15 protein-coding genes are annotated in these 17,965 nt (G+C 70.2%); 8 read left to right on the top strand and 7 right to left on the bottom strand.

What is annotated here, in order from left to right; translation table 11 throughout:
- Positions 1-162: 162 nt before the first annotated feature.
- Together rlmD and ENSA5_RS02390 are read right to left on the bottom strand one after the other, a co-directional pair.
- Positions 163-1,521, bottom strand: coding sequence for a 23S rRNA (uracil(1939)-C(5))-methyltransferase RlmD (gene rlmD, locus ENSA5_RS02395; RefSeq protein WP_106389928.1), 1,359 nt, complete (start codon positions 1,519-1,521; stop codon positions 163-165).
- A gap of 57 nt (positions 1,522-1,578) precedes the next feature.
- The gene (locus ENSA5_RS02390) at positions 1,579-2,196 is read right to left on the bottom strand and encodes a hypothetical protein (RefSeq protein WP_106389927.1); all 618 of its coding nucleotides are present in this window, start codon (positions 2,194-2,196) and stop codon (positions 1,579-1,581) included.
- Positions 2,197-2,439: 243 nt separating this feature from the next.
- Here ENSA5_RS02390 and ENSA5_RS02385 point away from each other — a divergent pair, with 243 nt between their 5' ends.
- The 3 genes from ENSA5_RS02385 to ENSA5_RS02375 all read left to right on the top strand — a co-directional run bounded on the left by ENSA5_RS02385 (position 2,440) and on the right by ENSA5_RS02375 (position 5,653).
- The gene (locus tag ENSA5_RS02385; protein ID WP_181197240.1) at positions 2,440-2,682 is read left to right on the top strand and encodes a hypothetical protein; all 243 of its coding nucleotides are present in this window, start codon (positions 2,440-2,442) and stop codon (positions 2,680-2,682) included.
- Positions 2,683-2,880: 198 nt separating this feature from the next.
- Entirely contained in the window at positions 2,881-4,008 is a 1,128-nt protein-coding gene (locus ENSA5_RS02380; RefSeq protein WP_106389925.1) for a pyridoxal phosphate-dependent aminotransferase, read from the top strand.
- A gap of 31 nt (positions 4,009-4,039) precedes the next feature.
- On the top strand, positions 4,040-5,653 hold the full coding sequence (locus ENSA5_RS02375; protein WP_181197234.1) for a glycerol-3-phosphate dehydrogenase/oxidase: 1,614 nt from the start codon (positions 4,040-4,042) through the stop codon (positions 5,651-5,653).
- Here the strand turns inward: ENSA5_RS02375 and ENSA5_RS02370 are convergent.
- Positions 5,650-6,387 carry a hypothetical protein gene (locus ENSA5_RS02370; RefSeq protein WP_219906715.1) on the bottom strand — a complete coding sequence of 246 codons (738 nt, stop codon included), beginning with the start codon at positions 6,385-6,387 and terminating at the stop codon, positions 5,650-5,652. The two genes, ENSA5_RS02375 and ENSA5_RS02370, sit on opposite strands and share 4 nt — an antisense overlap.
- Before the next feature lie 125 nt (positions 6,388-6,512).
- On the opposite strand from ENSA5_RS02370, the gene ENSA5_RS02365 reads away from it, so the two are divergent.
- Both ENSA5_RS02365 and ENSA5_RS02360 read left to right on the top strand, forming a co-directional pair.
- Positions 6,513-8,708 carry an RCC1 domain-containing protein gene (locus tag ENSA5_RS02365; RefSeq protein WP_106389922.1) on the top strand — a complete coding sequence of 732 codons (2,196 nt, stop codon included), beginning with the start codon at positions 6,513-6,515 and terminating at the stop codon, positions 8,706-8,708.
- 208 nt (positions 8,709-8,916) lie between these two features.
- A complete protein-coding gene (locus ENSA5_RS02360) occupies positions 8,917-11,085 on the top strand; it encodes a neutral/alkaline non-lysosomal ceramidase N-terminal domain-containing protein (RefSeq protein WP_146155229.1) in 2,169 nt (722 codons plus the stop codon).
- A 107-nt stretch (positions 11,086-11,192) separates the two neighbouring features.
- On the opposite strand, the gene ENSA5_RS02355 is transcribed toward ENSA5_RS02360, so the two are convergent.
- The gene (locus ENSA5_RS02355; protein ID WP_106389920.1) at positions 11,193-12,650 is read right to left on the bottom strand and encodes an APC family permease; all 1,458 of its coding nucleotides are present in this window, start codon (positions 12,648-12,650) and stop codon (positions 11,193-11,195) included.
- Positions 12,647-13,435, bottom strand: coding sequence for an enoyl-CoA hydratase (locus ENSA5_RS02350; protein ID WP_106389929.1), 789 nt, complete (start codon positions 13,433-13,435; stop codon positions 12,647-12,649). The genes ENSA5_RS02355 and ENSA5_RS02350 overlap by 4 nt, the downstream gene beginning before the upstream one ends.
- A gap of 79 nt (positions 13,436-13,514) precedes the next feature.
- Here ENSA5_RS02350 and ENSA5_RS02345 point away from each other — a divergent pair, with 79 nt between their 5' ends.
- The gene (locus ENSA5_RS02345; RefSeq protein WP_181197232.1) at positions 13,515-14,888 is read left to right on the top strand and encodes a trypsin-like serine protease; all 1,374 of its coding nucleotides are present in this window, start codon (positions 13,515-13,517) and stop codon (positions 14,886-14,888) included.
- 82 nt (positions 14,889-14,970) lie between these two features.
- On the opposite strand, the gene ENSA5_RS02340 is transcribed toward ENSA5_RS02345, so the two are convergent.
- Positions 14,971-15,738: a hypothetical protein gene (locus ENSA5_RS02340; RefSeq protein ID WP_146155227.1), complete on the bottom strand. Its 768-nt coding sequence runs from the start codon at positions 15,736-15,738 to the stop codon at positions 14,971-14,973.
- A gap of 188 nt (positions 15,739-15,926) precedes the next feature.
- Here ENSA5_RS02340 and ENSA5_RS02335 point away from each other — a divergent pair, with 188 nt between their 5' ends.
- Positions 15,927-16,343, top strand: coding sequence for a helix-turn-helix domain-containing protein (locus ENSA5_RS02335; RefSeq protein ID WP_181197230.1), 417 nt, complete (start codon positions 15,927-15,929; stop codon positions 16,341-16,343).
- Positions 16,344-16,379: 36 nt separating this feature from the next.
- Here the strand turns inward: ENSA5_RS02335 and ENSA5_RS02330 are convergent, their stop codons facing one another.
- A complete protein-coding gene (locus ENSA5_RS02330; RefSeq protein ID WP_106389916.1) occupies positions 16,380-17,084 on the bottom strand; it encodes a hypothetical protein in 705 nt (234 codons plus the stop codon).
- A gap of 264 nt (positions 17,085-17,348) precedes the next feature.
- Here ENSA5_RS02330 and ENSA5_RS02325 point away from each other — a divergent pair, with 264 nt between their 5' ends.
- A complete protein-coding gene (locus ENSA5_RS02325; protein WP_106389915.1) occupies positions 17,349-17,696 on the top strand; it encodes a hypothetical protein in 348 nt (115 codons plus the stop codon).
- Positions 17,697-17,965: the final 269 nt, after the last annotated feature.

Here is a 17,965-nt window from a genome sequence, read left to right as displayed (position 1 = left end):
CTAGCAGCCCGGGGTGCAATGCATCGTGTCGCCTCGCGCCGGATTTTTCGCCGAGGGCGCGAAGCCAAAACGCCGCTGTACCGGGCGTACTGCAAGTTTTGGCGACAAAGCCCTCGGCGAAAAGGCCAAGCGAGGCGGCGCGAGGCATTGCACCCCGGGCTGCTAGCGCTCGAACAGCGCGATCGACTCGACGTGCGCGGTGTGGGGGAACATGTCCATGACCCCGGCCGCCGCGAGCCGATAGCCGTGGCGTGAGCACAGCGTGGCGGCGTCGCGAGCCAGGGTCTCGGGCGAGCACGCGACGTAGACCACACGCGGCGCCGCGATCGCCTCGAAGTGCTCGACGATGCCCGCCGCCCCCGAGCGGGGCGGATCGAGGAGCACGCGGTCGAAGGGCCCGCCGGGCCACTCGAAGGCCCCGGGCTCCTTGTAGAGATCGCGCTGCTCGAAGCTGAGGTTGGTCATCGCGTTGGCCGCCGCGTTGGCCTGCGCGCGCTCGACCAGCGCCGCGTCGCCCTCGACGCCCACGACCTGCGCCGCCCGCCGAGCCAGCGCGAGGCTGAAGTTGCCGAGCCCACAAAAGAGGTCGAGGACCCGGTGATCGGCCTCGAGCTCGAGCAGCTCGACGACGCGCGCGATCATGGCGCGATTGAGCGGCGCGTTGATCTGGACGAAGTCCGTCGGGCGAAAGCCGAGCTCGACCTCGAAGTCGGGCAGCCCGTAGTGGAGCAGCTCGCGTCCGGTCTCGAGCGGCGCGACGGTGTCGAGGCCTTTGGGCTGGAGGAAGATCCGCAGCTCGTACTGCGCAGCGAAGGCCCGGAGGCGGTCGAGATCCTCGGCGCTCGGGGGATCGAGCACACGCAGGACCAGCGCCAGCTCCCGATCTCCGGCGGAGACCTCGATCTGCGGCGTCCTCGCCGCGATGCTCAGCGATCCGATCAGCTCGGACAGCGCGCTGATCAGCCGGCCCGGGTCGTCCGCCAGCGGCCCCTGAGCGGGGCCAGCCAAGATCTCACAGGTCGAGAGATCCGCGATGAAGCGACGATCTTTTTCGCGGAAGCCGACCACCACCTTGCCCTTGCCCGGCACGAGCTTGGCGCCGAGCCTCGCGCGCCGACGGTAGCGCCACGTCGGCCCGCGCAGGGCCGGCAGCACGCGCTCGGGCTCGACGCCGTGGCTCGCGAAGTCCGCGAGCAAGGTCGCCTGCTTGAACGCGACCTGGGCGTCGGGATCCATGTGCATCAGCGAGCAGCCGCCGCAGACCCCGTAGTGAGGACAGCGGGCGGCGACGCGATCGGGCGCAGGCTCGAGCACCTCGAGCGTCCGCGCCGCGTCGACCGGCCCCTCGCGGTCGCAGCGGAGATACTCGATGGACTCGCCCGGCAGGGCGCCGTCGACATGGGCCTCGCGCGGACGGCCATCCTCACCCGCGGCCACGACCGCGCGACCGCGGCGGTCGAGTTCACCCACGATCGCGCGCTCGGGTACCCACTTTGGCTTGCGTCGACGCCTGCGGCCCATCGCGCGCGGTCTACAACGCGCCGGGCCAACAGCCAAGCCCAGCAGCCCAGGTCGGGGCTACAGATCCCCGAAGTCGCTGCCGAGCGCGGGCTTGGTGGGCTTGGGCTTGGCCTTGCGTGACTGCTGGCGAGTCTTGGACTTGGTCTTGGTCTTGGCCTTCTTGGCCTGGGCCTCGAGCTCGGCCTTCAGTCGCGCGGCCTCGACACGTGCGTACTCGGCGTCAATCTCGGCCCGCTCGGCGAGCATCGCGGCCGCCTGGGCCTTCTCGGCCGCCAGCCGATTCGCGGCAGCGGCCGCCTCCAGGCGCTCTTGATCTTGTGCAGACGCAGCTTCGGTGACAACCGGGGCGTCGTCGGTGGGCTCGGCCTGGTCACCACCACCGCCAAAGGTCACCAGCGCCGCGACCGCGACCACGGTCAGCGACGCTGCGATGATCCCGACGACCTTGACCGTGGCGTTGGATTGGGCCGGCGCGGGCGGCAGCACACCGGCCGCGGCGGCCGCCTCGGCGGCCATCTCGCTGGTCGAGCCCACGTGCGCCGCAGGTGGCGGATCGGGCTCGGAGACCAACGCGACAGCCGACTGGCTCGGCGGGGTCATCGCCAACTCGTCGACGAGTTGGCCGAGGAGGTTGTCAAACTCGGACTCAGCTTGTTTTGGGGCAGATGAGTGCATAACGGAGGTTGCAACGGTAAGGGTGCTCATTAGATCTACGATCAATTCAAATCATGGCAACTCGCTCTGTGATTTTAAGTGGGTCGCAACTCGATCAGCCAGCGGCCACGGTTGTTGCTCCGGCGCGCGCGCCGAGATGGTTTGCGATAGGCGACAGACGCGGAACTTGACCTCGCCGCCATCGAACACACTGTTGCGACGCCCGCCATGAACGCCACCGCCCCAGGTCATCCCAAGCGCCCGATGAAACTCGGCTTCCTCGCGCTGCTCCTGATCCCCTTGCTGCTCGTGCTCCATGCCCCCGTGCTCGCGGCGGTCGTCCCAGGTGCGCTGCTGACGGTCGCCTCGCTCGGGGCGATGGATCGAGCGGCCGACCAGACGCGGCTGCCTCCGGCGCCGCAGGTGATCGGCGCCGACGACCTTCAGGAGCACCGCCGCGTCGCCGCCGCCACGCCGATCCACGCGACGAGTCGACGCGTCGGCTGAGCTCCGGTCGGCCACCCGTGTGAACGCATTTCACGGCGAGTGAAGGTGTGCAGGTGAATGCGTCGGGTGTGTTCAGCAGTGCACAGCAAGGCCACTTAGAGGCCGCTCCGGACGGTTTGAGCCTCGTTCGCTGACGCCGCGATACAGGAGGTTCAGTGCCGGCTCGCAAAGTGGTTTGATGCGTCGCCAAGGACCTGCATGTTCAGCCCGACGCAAGACCGTGCGACCACGCCTGTCGGCGTGACCCTGCCCCTGAACCTGGGGCTCAACGACGGCACCTACGCACCGCAGCGCTGCCTCGAGGTGCTTCGGCGCTACAGCGAGCGGACCGATTTTCGCAACTACTCCTCGCCCGACAACACGCCGCTACGCGAAGCGATCGCGCGCGCCGACGGGGTCGAGCCCGAGAACGTATTTCTGCACAACGGTACCGGCCCGATCCTCAAGCTAGCGATCCCCTACCTGCTCAAGCAGCGCGTGCTCGACTCGCCCCGCCGGGTCCTGCGTCACGTCGTCAAGCGCGACGGGTTCCCGATCATCACGCCGCGCTTCACCTACTCGAAGGTGCCCAAGAAGGCCGCCGAAGGCGGGATGCACGTCGACATGCTGCCGCTCGATCCGGGCGACGACTTCAGCTTCGACGTCGACCGGCTCGAGCGCCACCTCGAGCGCCGCCTCGGCCTGGTCTACATCGTCAACCCCAACAACCCCACGGGCAACGTGCTCGTGACCCGGGAGCAGATGATCCCCCTGATCGAGCGCTTCCCCGAGGCCCGGTTTTGGATCGACGAGGCCTACGTTCACTACCTCGATCCCGACGCCCACGAGTACTTCGCCGATCTCGTCGGGCGCTACCCCAACTTGATGGTCAGCCGGACCTTCTCGTTCGCCTACGGCCTCGCCGCCGTGCGCATCGGCTACCTCCTGGCCAAGCCCAGCTTCGTGACCGCGCTCGAAAAGCAGCTGACGAACTATCGGCTCGGGACCCTGCAAGAGCAGATCGGGGTCGCTGCGCTCGAGGACCCGGAGCACCTGCCCTTCATCCGGGAGCAGGCGCGCCTCGGGCGTGCGCAGCTCTACGCCGGGCTCGCCAAATTTGCCGGGCTCCAGGCGTTCCCCTCGCAGGCCAACTTCGTGCTGTGTCGGTTCACCGACGGCCGCCGGGGCGCCGAGCTCAAATCCAAGCTCGAGCAGCGCGGCATCAGCATCAAGGTGTTCGAGCCAGCCAACGGTCAGACCTACGACGCCTACTTCCGGCTCACCTTGGGGCTCGCGGCCGAGAACGAGTTCCTGTTGGCCGAGATGGCCGACGTGCTCGGGCCCTGACACACTCCCGAGGTCAATGAGGGCGAGGGCAATGAGCATCGCGACTATCTCCACCCACGAGCGCGGGTCGACGCTCTCGGCGCTCGCGCGCGAGAGCTTCGATCTGATCGTGATCGGCGGCGGCATCACCGGCGCAGGCATCGCCCGCGACGCCGCCCGACGCGGCCTGAGCGTGGCCCTGCTCGAGGCCGCCGACTTCGCCTCGGGCACATCGAGCCGCTCCTCGAAGCTGATCCACGGCGGCCTGCGCTACCTCGAGCGCGGCGAGATCAACCTGGTCCGCAAGACCGCGCTCGAGCGCAAAGAGATCTACAAGGCCGCCCCGCACCTGTGCGAGCCCCGCTGGATGGTCATGCCGATGTCCGGGCGGACCAAGCTCTACAGCCTGCGCATCGCGGTCACGACCTACGAGCGCCTGGGCGCCGTCGATCGCAAGGACGGGCACCGAGCATGGAGCGGCTCGACGCTGGCCGAGAAGGAGCCCGTCCTCGATCGGCGGAAGTTCCCCCACGCCCTCGCCTACCGCGAGTACCTGACCGACGACGCGCGCCTGGTCCTGGCCAACTTGCGCTCGGCGGCCGCGGCCGGGGCCACGCTCATCAACCATGCCCCCGTCGTCGGGCTGCTGCGCAGCGGCGACCGGGCGATCGGCGTCGAGGCCCGCTGCGAACTCAGCGGCGAGCTGCTCAGCGTCCAGGGCCGGATGATCGTCAACGCCGCCGGCCCCTGGGTCGAGGCCATCCAGCGGCTCGAGAACCCCGCAGCCTCGCCGCTGCTGCACCTGAGCAAGGGCATCCACATCTCGATCCCGGCGTCGAAGCTGCCGGTTCGCAACCTCCTGGTCCTCGACACCAGCGACAAGCGCCGGATCTTCGCGATCCGTCGCGGCGACGTGGTCTACATCGGCACGACCGACACGACCTACGAGCCCGGCGCGGAGGTCTGGCCAACGATCGAGCGCGAGGACGTCGACTATCTGCTCGCGCCGGTCTCCGACTACTTCAGCTGCGGGCCGCTCGGGCCCGGCGACATCGTCGGGGCGTGGGCCGGCTTGCGCCCGCTGATCGCCGACCCAACCAAGAAGAACCCGGCCGAGCTGTCCCGCCGCGACGAGTTGCTGCTCGGGCCCCTCGGGATCCTCTCGGTCGCCGGCGGCAAGCTCACCGGCTACCGCGGCATGGCCCGAAGGGTGCTCGACTCGGTCGCCGAGGGCCTCGGCCGAGCGCTGCCCGAGCCAGGCGACGAGCCGCCGCTGCCCGGCGGCGACTTCGACGGCGATCTCAAAGCGCTGGCCAGCCACCTCGGTCAGACCCACGACCTCGACGAGCCGACCGCCGGCCGCCTCGCGCGTCTGTTCGGGACCGAGGCCGAGCAGGTCCTCGCGCTCGGGGCCCAGCCGCTCTACCCGGGCGCCACCTGTGTCGAGGGCGAGGTCCCGTGGGCGGTCGCGCGCGAGGGTGCGGCCAAGCTCGAGGATCTGCTCTACCGACGCACACGGCTGCCGCTCTACGGCCTCGACCCGCGAGCGGCGATCGCGCCGCTCGCCGCTCGCATGGCCTCGGAGCTCGCCTGGGACGACGAGCGCCAACGCGCGGAGATCGCTCATGCCCAGGCTCGCCTCGACGCCGATCTGGGCTTTACCTAAGAGCTCGAGACGAAGTCGCTACGCGCGATTCCGAGCCTTCGCATCTTGCTTTGAAGGGTGCTGGGCTTGAGACCCAGCAACTTCGCGGCGCCCGCCTTCCCGTAGATCTGGCCTCCAGTTGCTTGTAGTGCGCTGGAGATGCAGTCAATGATCGCTGCATCGAGCGTTCTCACCGGAATATCGGTGCCAGGCTCGCTGCGGTCTTTCACCGAAGTCTCGGTGTCTTCTGTGTCTTGTGTGACTTGTGTGACTTCACGATGGGCATGTCGACAGCGGCGTGCCGTGGCGTCGAGCTGACCCAGCCGAGCGCAGTGACCTTGAAGACTGCTCACCCATATTTCGGTGTTGGATGTGGCTCCACCTTCCACCGAAATATCCGTCTCAAACCCGATCGAGAGCAGCCCTGCGTGCCCAACCATGATCTTCAGGCGTGCCGCGACGGGCGTCATCGCGACCCTCGCGGGCTCGACCTCGTCACACCAGACCGCGCCCCGGATGGCCTGGCGATGGAGAAAACGAGCAGAACGCTGTCCGATCCAGCAGCGGCCTGACTCTGGCGCGTGTGCCGCTATCTGCACAGACTGGCCTTCACGGTCGAGATGGAGAGCCTCGACCTCGACGACCGGAAGGTGCCGCGCCATCGCCGGGGCTAGCCGGGGCAGCAGCGTCCGCAGGTTGCTGCTGAGTGCGAATGCCACCGATATTTCGTTGAGAAGCTCCACGAGATCCGGCACGCCGAACACTCTACCCCGACGTGCGAGTTGCAGCGATATTTCGGTGCCATCACTGCAATGTCGGTGGAAGGTCGCGCCCGGTGCCGAAGCAGGCGTCCCGGTCAGCCCCGCGATAGCATCGCGTCATGTCTGCCAGGTGCCCGGTCCTGCTCCTCGCCAGCGCTGCGCTGGCCGCATGCACGCCACGACCCACGGCAGACCTGAACCCAGGCTCCACGGTCACCCCCGAGCTGCGTGCGCCAGAGACCGACGAGGACCCCGCCGAGGCCCAGTCCAAATCCCGTTGGGTCGACATCTCGATCGAGCCCGAGTTCGGTTGCGCGGTCGAGCGCACGGGCTCGGTGTTTTGTTGGGGGCGCGGGCCGGCGGCGGAGATGGAGCTGCGCGAGCTCCCGGACCAGCCGCCGAGCGACCCCGCGGTCTACGGCACCCGCAAGTGGGGCCCGGCCTCGCGCATCGAGCTGGTTCACGACGCGCGGCGCATCTCGACGGCGAGCTCGCGCGCGTGCGCGGTGGTCGAAGACGGCCGGGTCCGGTGCTGGGGCGCGGTTCGATGGGGATCGCAGCACGTCTACGACGTCGCGGGCATCACCGACGCCGTCGAGCTCGAGATCGGCGACGGCGAGTCGTGCGCGATGCTCGCGGGCGGTGAGCTGTGGTGCTGGGGCGCCGAGGAGTTCGGCGTCCCGCGGCCGCGCCTCAGCGGCGCCGTGGCCATGACCGTGGGCGACGGCCTCGCGTGCGGGCTGACGGGCCAGGGCGACGTCGTGTGCTGGGGCCAGGAGATCAAAAGCTGGCATCGCTACGACACTCAGTTCAAGCAAGGTCAGTTCAAGCAAGGTCAGGCAAGCGGCGGCCAGCCGCCGACCGAGCTCGACGAGCAGGACTTCCCCGACGTGCTCGAGGTCGGTCGCTTTCGCGGCGCCCTCGACCTCGCGCTCTTGGGCTGGAACACCCTGTGCGTGCTGCGTGGCGACGGCAAGACCGTGTGCAGCACCCAGGACCTGTTGTCGCTGATACGCGAGCAGGACATCGGCATGCGCGAGATCTCCGACGCCCGGGGCCTCGCGGAGCTGGCGACCACGCGGACCCACGCGTGCGCGCGGACGGTCGACGGGCGCGCGCAGTGCTGGGGTCGCAACGTCTATGGCCAGCTCGGGGACGGCGGCTCGACGACGCGCGAGTCCGCGGCCCCGGTCGCCGGTCTCGACGGCGTCGTCGAGCTGGCGGTCGCGGAGGATCTGTCGTGCGCACTGACCCGTGACGATCGCATCGCCTGCTGGGGCTTCGACCGCGGCGAGGCCCTCGGCCGCGACGATAGCCACGCCCACGTGGTCCCCGATCTGAAGGCCAGCTCGATCGCGGCGTTCGGACGCACGACCTGTGCCGTCGACGACACCAGCGCGCTGCGCTGCTGGGGCAGTGACACGCTCGACCAGATCGGCATCGCCGAGGTCTCGAAGCCCAGCGTGCTCGCGCTGCCGACCAGCGGAGACATCGTCTCCTTCAGCACCGGCTGGGAGGCGTGCTTCCTGCGCTCGGGCGGCGCGCTGCAGTGTGGCAACTGGAACGCCCAGAGCACGGGCGCCCCGACCTTCACCCCGAGCACCGCGATCCCCGAGGTCCACACCTTCGCGGCCGGGCCCACGCCCCTGTGCACGATCGCGGGCACGGGCCGCAAGGCCGCGCTGAGCTGCGGGCAGTCGTTCGGCCTGCTCGAGGTCGATCGCCAGATCAAGGCGCCGATCGACGTGTCCACGTCGAACATGCGCGGCTGCGTCGCCCACGGCAGCGGCCAGGTCAGCTGCTTCGGGGAGCTCTACTCCTGGAACGACCAGCCGCCCCCCCGAGAGTTCACGAAGATCGCGGGCATCCGCGACGCCGTGGCGGTCTCGAGCTCGAGCTATAGCGACTGCGCGCTGCGAAAGTCGGGCAAGGTCAGCTGCTGGGTCGGGCAGACCGAGACCGAGTGGAGCACGGACGGGCGCACGCCCAAGGCCAACCACTACAAATCGTCGGACACCAAGGATCTGGACCTCGACAAGATCACGCAGCTCGTGGCTGGGGGCCAGCACCACTGCGCGCTGAGCTCGGGCGGGGCCGTGCGCTGCTGGGGCGACAACCCCTACAGCGAGACGACCGAGTGGAAACCGGTCCCGGACCTCCCCGATGACGTCGTCGAGCTCGCGGCCGGAAACGAGCACACCTGCGCACGGATGAAGAGCGGCGAGGTCAGGTGTTGGGGGGACGACGTCTGGGGCCAGCTCGCCCGCGTGCCCACGCGGGTGTACCTGACCCCGACGGTGATGGACGTCCCCTAGCAGCCCGGGGTGCAATGCATCGCGCCGCCTCGCTTGGCCTCTTCGCCGAGGGCTTTGTCGCCAAAACTTGCAGTACGCCCGGTATCTGAAGTTCCTGGCGGAACCGTAGCCCCCGGGGACCCGCTTCCACCTCTTCGAGGCTGCCCACGGCTTGGCTGTCCGGCGCGCCCGCTCGCGCGGTCCGGGGCTGTTCGGTAGCCTCGCGCAGATGTCTCGTCCCTGCGCCCTGGCCCTGGTCGTGCTGTGCGTGATCGCGACCCTCGGTGCCTGCGTCGAGCGCCCCACGATCCACGCCGCCCCCGAGCCGCAGACCGGATCGGGCGAGGTCCTGGCCGGCGCGGCCAAGGTCGACATCACGCCGATCGCCGGGGTCCCGCTCGGCGGGCACTCGTTCGAAGGCGGGACCGGGTACGGGGTCTGGACCCGGCTGTGGGCCCGGGCGATCTACGTCGAGGACGAGCACGGCGAGCCCCTGGTCCTGGCCGTCGCCGATCTGTGGTCGATCCCGGCGGGCCTGGCCGACGCCGTCGTCGAGCGCGTGCGCGAGCATCACGGGCTCACGCACATCGGCCGCGCGCAGCTGCTCTTGTCGGCCACGCACACGCACCACAGCCCGGCGAACTTCTCGACCACCAGGCTCTACAACCGGGTCGCGTCGAGGCGCATGGGCTTCGATCCCGAGCTGTTCGAGTTCCTCGTCGATCGGATCGCGGCGGCGGTCGCCGAGGCCGCGGCCGGACGCGCGCCCGCGCAGCTGCGCCTCGACAGCCGCACGGTCCCGCTCGTCGTCCGCAACCGCAGCGTCGCGCCCTTCATGCACAACCCCGAGGCCGAGCTGCTCATCGCGGGCAACGCCGAGCTCCCGCGCTGCCCCGACGCCCCCCGCGATCGAGAGCCCGAGGCCGCGGGGGTCGATCCCTGCCAGGCCGTCGACCCGACCCTGACGACCCTGCGGATCGAAGACCGCGACGGCGAGGCCCTGGCGATCGCGGCCTTCTTCGCGGTCCACGCGACCTCGATGATCAACGCGACCGACGCCTACAACGGCGACCTGTTCGCGGTCGCCACGGCCCACGCCGAGGCTGCCCTCCACCGCGCACGCCCGGAGCTCGGCGATCCTGTCGTGGCCCTGTTCAACGGGCCCGAGGGCGACGTCTCGCCCAACTGGCGGACGCAGGGCCGGGCCGACGCGCTCGCGCTCGGGACCACGCTGGGCGCCGCGATCGTCGAGTCCGCGCTCGCCGACGAGCCCGGCTGCGGGCGCTCGATCAGCGGGGCGATCGAGAGCGGCTTCGAGCGGGTCGCGCTCGCCAGCCAAGCGATCGACGGCCCCCCGCAGACGGTGTCCGCCCGGCGAGCGCTCGGCGGCAAGGCGGTCCTCGTCGGCGCCGAGGACGGGCGCACGCGCCACCACGAGCGATTTTCGGAGGGGCAGACCGTCACCCGCGAGCGCAGGCCCGGCCACGGAGCGAAGAAGCCCGTGATGCCGCCGGCCCTGTTCACGACGCTGTTCCCGCCCTCGATGATCCCGCAGGTCGTCCCGATCTCGGTCCACCGCGTCGGGCCCCTGAGCATCGTCGGCCTCCCGGGCGAGTTCACCACGATCATGGGCATGCGGATCCGGCAGGCGGTGGCCACGACCGGCCCGGCCGCGGCGCCGCGGCCCGTGGCGATCGGGCTCGCGGGTGAGTACATGAGCTACTTCGTCACGCCCGAGGAGTACGCGCTGCAGCACTACGAGGGCGGCTCGACGCTCTGGGGTCAGTACGCGGGCGCGCTGATGACCGAGCGGATCGCCGCGCTGGCCCAGAGGGTCGGCGTCGACGAGGCCGCGGTCGCCTCGACCAGCGCGGGGCCCTCGGCCCGGGTCGCCCCCGGCCTGCGCCGCGCGTTCGCCCTCGGCCCCGACGCTCGGACCCGGCGCGCGCTCGACCGGCTCGACCAACGCCTGCGTGAGCAGCTCGGCGTCGAGGCCGAGCTCGACGCGCTGCCGCGCCTCCACTTCGACAGCGCGGCCCCGAGCTGGGACGGCGCGACCTGGCCCACGGTCCGCGTCGAGGTCCGCGACGCCGACGGACGCTGGGCCCCGCTCTCACGCGAGGGCGTCAGCGTGGACGAGCGCGGGACCGAGTTCGTGATGTTCCCCCGCGCCGTCGAGCGCGGGAGCTGGAGCTGGGCGATCTGGTGGATCGGCGAGCTGCCCGAGGACCAGACCCTGCGCCTCCACAGCTTCGGACCCGACGCCAGCGAGCACTGCTCGGCGGCGTTCGAGGCCGGGGACCTCGCCGCGCCCGAGGCCGTCGACTGCACCCGCCGCTACGCGCCCGTCCTCGATCCTCGCGATGGGCTCGGCGTGGTCCCGGGCGCGGCTCGGTGAGATCCCGCGGAGCTCGTGGCCGGCGCTCGTCCAAGTCGCGGCCAGGATGGCGCGCGAAACGCTTGATTGAGGGCTAGCAGCGACACGATGCATTGCACCCCGGGCTGCTAGTCCTTGCGGCGCCGTCGCTGCCACAGCCAGTAGACCGGCACCCCCGAGAGCACGATCGCGACGTCGAGCACGAACTTCCCGGTCTCGCGCACGGCGTAGTTGCCCAGCAGGTACAGCGCCGCGACCAAGAACAAGATCGGCACGACCGGGTAGCCCCAGGTCCGGTAGGGCCGCTCGAGCTCCGGTCGACGCTTGCGCAGGATCAAGACCGCCGCAACGGCCAGCGCGTAGAAGGGCCAGATCCCGATCACGAATTGATCGGCGAGCTCGGCGAAGCCCTGAAACGAGACGAAGCCGACGCCGAGCACCATCGACAGCACGATCGCCCCGCCCGGGGTCCCGTGCTCGGGGTGGACCTTGGCCAGACCGCGGAAGAACAGGTCGTCTTCGGCCATCGCGAAGAACACCCGCGGCCCGGTCATCATCGAGCCGTTGAGCGTGCCGAAGGTGCTGATCGCGACCGCCCCGGCCACGAACACGGCCCCGACCGGGCCGATCAGCGCCTCGGCCACGTCGGCGGCGATCAGCGGGCGCCCGGGCATCTGATCGAGGGGCACGACCTTGAGGTAGGTCATCGTGATCAGGAGGTAGAGCCCGACGACGATCGCGGTCCCGCCAATGAAGGCGCGCGGGATGTTGCGAGCCGGATCATGGATCTCGCCGCCGACAAAGCCGACGTCGGACCAGCCGTCGTAGGCCCACAGCACCCCGACCATGGCCAGGCCAAAGGCCGCGAGGGTCCCGGGCGCGGGCGCGTCTGCGGGCCGGGTGGGCAGCTCGCCGGTCGAGCCCAGCGCGTCGGGGACCAGGGCGAGGCCGAGCCCGACGAGGACCAGGATCGCGGCGACCTTGAGCGCCGTCGACACGTTCTGGATGATCGCGCCGAGCCGGATCCCGCGATAATTGACGACCCCAACCACGATGATGAACACCGCCGCGAGACCCTGGGCGAGGCTGATGACGAGGCCGCTGTCGGGCTCGGACCCGGGCTGCACGACGATCCACAGGGCCCGCCCGGGGTCGTGACCGAGCAGCCGCCAGGTGTACTCGGCCGAGGTCACGGCGATCGCACCGTAGGCCGCAGGCCGCAGGATCACGAGCTCGGCCCAGCCGAACAAGAACGCGGGCAGCTTGCCGAAGGCCTCGCGCACGTAGACGTAGATGCCCCCGGTCCGCGGGAACATGCCGCCGAGCTCGGCGAAGGTCAGGGCCCCCGCGAGCGCGACGAGACCCCCGACCACCCAGGCGAGCACGAAGGGCAGCAGCGCGTCGATGTCTTGGGCGACGACCGCGGGCGAGCGGAAGATCCCGCTGCCGATCGTCGAGCCGACGAGCACCGCGACGGCGCTGAAGGTCCCCAGCCGACGCGGGAGGCGCTCGCCCCAGCGATCGGGTGCGCCCGCGGGCTCGGAGGACTCTGGCGCGGCGGAGCTTCCGGAGCTGCCCCGTGTCATTGGCACTTCGAGAAGTCCGGCGCGCGCTTTTGAAAGAAAGCCTCGAAGGCCTCGGCGGCCTCGGGCGAGGCCAGGCCCGCGGCGAAGGCCTCGAACTCGGCGGCCATGGCCAGGTCGAGGTCGCCTCGGTAGCGATCGCGCATCAGCTTCTTGGTCACGCGCAGGGCCGCCGGGGGCTTCTTGGTCAGGGCCTCGGCGATCGAGCGCGCACGATCGACGACCGCGGTGTCGGCCAGGACCTGATTGACGAAGCCGTAGTCGTGGGCCAGCTGGGCCGAGAAGGGCTCACCGAGCAGGAGCAGCTCGGCCGCGCGCTGGTAGCCCATCAGCCGCGGCAGCAGGTAGCTCGAGCCCGCCTCGGGGCACAGCGCGAGGTTGACGAAGGGCATGTGGAAGCGCGCGCTCTCGCCGGCGTAGACGAGGTCGCAGTGCAGGAGCATCGTCACGCCGATCCCGATCGCCACGCCCTCGACGGCGGCGACGATCGGCTTCTCGCAGGCGACGAGGAGCTCGAGGAAGCGCTCGGTCGGGCTGTCGGGGCCGCGCGGCGGGTTCTTCATGAAGTCCTGAAGATCGTTGCCGGCCGTGAACACGCCCTCGCTGCCGCGCAGCAGGATCACGCGAACCTCGCTGCGCCCGCGGGCCTCCTCGAGGGCGGTGACGAGCGCCGCATACATCGCGAGGCTGAACGCGTTCTTCTTCCTCGCCCGGTTGAAGGTGATCGTGCAGATACCCGCGTCAAAGTCGACGAGGATGTGCTCGCGGGTCTCGCTGGTTGTGGACATGAGGGCTCGACGCCAGTGTGCCACCCGCGGCCGCGAACGAGTAGGGCACGGGCGCCGGATCTCGGGCACACTCGAGCCTGTGCGCGGCGCGATCTTGGCAGGACTGACGCTGGCGGCGATTCCCTGCCGCGTCGCGAGTGCGGCGCCGCCGAACGATCTGCGGCCCGCGCCAGCGAAGATCGTCGGCGGGTCTGCGAGCGAGACCTGTGCGTGGCCCGGTGTCGTCGCGCTCCAAAGCGGTGGCCTGTGCACGGGCACCCTCGTGCACCCGCGCGTGGTCGTCTATGCGGCGCACTGCGGGACCTTCCACACCGAGGTCCTGCTCGGCGAGGACATCGCCGCGCCCGCGCGCGCGGTCGAGACCCTCACCTGCGAGCGCAACAGCGATCTGTTCGCGGTCAGCTCGATGGACTACGCCTACTGCCTGCTCGCCGAGCCCGTCGAGGACCTTGCGATCACGCCGCCTTTGTTCGGCTGCGACGAGGATCTGATCGAGGTCGGGACCCCGGTGACGATCGTCGGTTTCGGCGACACGACCAGCGAGGGGCCCGAGCAAGTCGGGCTCAAGCACGAGGCCCAGACCGAGATCGTCGGCTATCTGACGACGATCGGGATCGGCGGCATGGGCACCGGGGCGGACGCCGGAGACTCCGGCGGCCCGGCCTTCGTCGAGCTCGACGACGGGAGCTGGCGGATGCTGGGCCTCGTCTCGGGCGGCGGCGGCGACGGGGCCACGGTCCAGTACGTGCCGGCCCCCGTGACGATCGCGTGGATCGAAGATCGGACGGGGATCGACCTCACGCCCTGTCACGCGGGCGACGGCAGCTGGGCGCCGACCCCCGCGTGCGAGGGCTTCTACGTCGCGACCGAGCCCGGCGCCACGTGGGCCGAGGGCTGCCCGAGCGCGCGCTCGGGCCCGTCCGAGCGCTGCGGACCGCCGTGGACCGAGCTCGAGGATCTCACGCCGCCGAGCGTGGCCTTCGTCGAGCCGCTCGACGGCGACGCGCTCCCGAGCGCACCGATCGAGCTCGACGTGCTCGCCGCGGCCGACGACGACGGGGTCGGCGTCGCCGAAGTTCGGCTCGCGATCGACGGCGCGCCGTGGCTCGACGCCTTCGGCCTGGCCAGCGTCGACCAGGTCCCCCCCTATCGCTTCGAGGGCGTCAGCCTCGCCGAGGACGGCGAGCACCTGCTCGAGCTCGAGGCCGTCGACTGGCTGGGCAACCGCGCCGTCGTCGGCGCCACGATCATCGTCGGCGATCCCGGCGACGAGACCGGCGAGGGCACGACCGACGAGACCGAGACCGGCGCGACCACGAGCAGCGAGGCGATGGATGACGGCGACGGCGCGTGCAACTGCACGAGCCAACCCGGCGCCCCTGCCCTGCCCGGCCTCGCCGCGCTCGTGTCGCTGTGTCTCGCAGGACGTCTCCGACGCCCGGGCGTGGCGTGAGCGCCGACCGAGCGCAGCGAGGGCGCGACCGGGCGCTTGCGGCCGTGCGTGCCAGAGTCGCGGGCGGCCGCGGGGCCCGAGCCTACTCGCTCGGCGACGGCGCGGGCTCTGCTGTCGAGGCCCCTTCAGCTGGGTCGCCGTCTGCGGACGAAGCGGCGGGCGCGAGCTCGGCGAGCAGCTTGGTCCACCCGCTGCCCCACACGTCGATCGTCGCGGCCGGGCCGACGAGCTTGAAGTACCAGGGGTCGCCCGCGCCCTCGATCGCGGCGGCGAGCATCCGCGCGTCGTCGACCGGCGGCTGCGGCGGCGCGCCGGGCATGGACTGACCGGCATAGCGTCCGCGCATGTCGACGCTGGTCACCTTCAAGCCGTTGACCTCCCGCTCGCTCGTCTGCGCCTCGGCGCCCTCGGCGAGCGTGATCTGCCCCTTCCAGCGCTCGATGTTCTTGGCGGTCAAGCCCGCTCCGCCCGCGAAGCGAGAGACCACGAGGCGGACGTCGCCGCCGGGGCCCGGGATGATGAACTCCGCCTTGCGCATCGGGTTGCTGCCCGGCGCGTGGGTCCACTCGCTCGGCACGACCATGGCGAGGCCGTCGACCGTCACCGTCATGGTCTCGCCGCTTGGGGTCACATCGCGCGGCGGCCCCGGCGGTGTGGCCGACGGTGGAGTTCGAGCGTGGGGATCCAGGGCGTGGGGATTGGACGCGGGCTGGCTCGGCGGCTCGGGGCTCGGCTTGGCCGCCGGCTTGGACTCACCGGACGCGCTTGGGCTCGGGGACGAGTTGGCGCCGCACCCGAGGGGCACGCACAGGAGTATGAGGACAGCGGCGATCGGCACGGTACGCGGCATCCCCGAGAGTATGGCCGCCGATTCGGGCGGTGGGCCAGAGAGGTGTCGCGCAAACAACGCGAAGCGTCCCATTTTGAAACTCACACTCTCCGCGCGGCGCGATTTAGCCCGCTCTGGATAAAAATATGACTGGGAACTGCAACTTTTCTCAATGGGTACGGCCGGGTTCGACACATCCACAACGACCGATGTCGAGCCCTCGCCACGACCGCAGCCCCATCAAGCTGACCTCCAAGCAACGACTCGCGTTGCTGCGCCTGGCGTCGAGCGAGACCCCCGACGAGACCGTGCGCCTGCGAGCAAAGATCATCCTGCGCTGGGCCGCGGGCGACACCGGAGCCCAGAGCGCTGCGCAGCTCGGGACCTCGCGCCGCACGGTCTCGAAGTGGCGGGCACGCTTTCGCGAGGGAGGCGTCGTCGCGCTGTGGGATCGACCGCGCCCCGGCGCGCCCCGCACGATCAGCCAGCGCAAGATCGCCGAGCTCCTGCGCCTGCGTCAGTCGCCGCCGCCCCACGGCAAGCCGCGCTGGACCACACGGATGCTGGCCCAGCGCACCGGGCTCAGCCAGTCCACCGTCGTCCGCGTCGCGCGAAACCTCGATTGAGCCCAGGACCAGGCCGCAGGAGCCTCAGCGGGTCTCTCAGGCGGTCTCCCAGCTGATCGTGCCGCGGGCGTCCTCGGGGATCTCGGCGAAGCCCCGCTCGAGCGCGCCGCGGTCGAACCCACGCGGGGCCCGATAGATGATCGCCAAGCTGCCCTTGTTGACCCGCTTCTGCTCGCCAATGACCGCGCAGCCACACCCTCGCAGGACGCCGACGTAGGCGTCGGAGGCCCGCTGGATCGAGTCCTTGTCGAGGCCCTGAACGACCACGCGCTCGATCGACTGGCGCTCGAGCACGAAGATCAACGCCCACGCGATCACGGTGGTCAGCACGGCGACGATGTAGAGCTCGAGCCCACACGACAGCCCGATCACCGTCACCAAGATCACCCGTCCGGTGTCCTTGGCCTGGCCGACGTTGGTCCGAAAGCGCATCAGGCCGCCGATCCCAAACACAACGAGGGCCATGCTCGGCTGGACCTTGACGATGATCGCAATGATCGCGCCGACCAGCGAATACATGATGAAGGTCTTGGGCTGCTCGATCTCCTCGATCGTCGAGGCCTTGGCCCGGGTCGTCGGGTGGTACGCGATAACCCCCGCCAGCGCGACCGCGGCCGCGAGGATCAGCAACACCGAGGTGATGAAGCCGAGATCGAGGAAGGCCTGCCAGCCGATGCCCAGACCGAGATCCGAAGCTGGCACGACATCGGCCTGAGTGAGCGTGTCTGCGGGTGCCAGCATGGTCTCGCGGTCTCAGCCTACCACCGAAGCGTGTTGCCAGCGGCGGCAGCCAGTGTAGCCACAGGCGCCTGCACTCGCGGCCGCCAACATCCGATCTGGACCGCGCAGCGGCACTGGACGACAGGCATATGCCTTGCAGCCCGAACGCACATGTGTGGCGTGGTGGGACCTCTCGCCATCACGCAGAAGGAACCTCCGATGAACACTCTGCTCGACGCAAGCTCTTCGCTGCATCTTTACGCCCCACTGCTGCTCGGTTCAGCCGTGGCTCTGTTTATCGTGCTCCTCGGCCGTCTGGTCGCCTCTCGAAAGCTGACCCGGGCGCTCGAGTCCAACGCCAACGAGGGCCTGGTCGAGCCGCTGCTCCCCAGCCTCGGGGCGCCCCGAGCGGTCCACCGTGAGAGCCCCCTTTGCGCCCCGGAACCGAGCGGCGGCGAGCCGAAGAGCGTGCGGGTCCGGGAGGAGCGCGGCACCGGGCTCCCGGTCCCGATCGAGGCCCAGCCCACGCGTCGCTTCGTCCGCATAACCGAGCCCCCGGCGCAGGACAACGCGGAGATGACCATCCGCTGCGAGCGGGTCTACCTCGACGCCGACGATCTGCTCGAGTACTGACAGAGGGTGTCAAGAACGCCGTGGGGCACCGTAGCTACGATCCCACTTGGGACACGGTAGGCTCACCGGTTTGCGGCCCTAAGGGGTGCCCGTCGGGCATCTTGAACCGCGGTTGCGTGGTTGGCCCAGCCAAGATGCCCGACGGGCACCCCTTAGGGCCAGGCAAACCACGAACAGCCTACCTTGTGGAGAATGTCGGAAGAAGGTGCCCGGGCGGCGCAACGCCGACCTGTGCTGAGCACGGCTAACCACTCGACTGCCCCACGGCG

The organism is Enhygromyxa salina, assembly GCF_002994615.1.
GTDB lineage: Bacteria > Myxococcota_A > Polyangia > Nannocystales > Nannocystaceae > Plesiocystis > Plesiocystis salina_A.
This window is presented reverse-complemented; position numbering and strand designations above follow the sequence as displayed.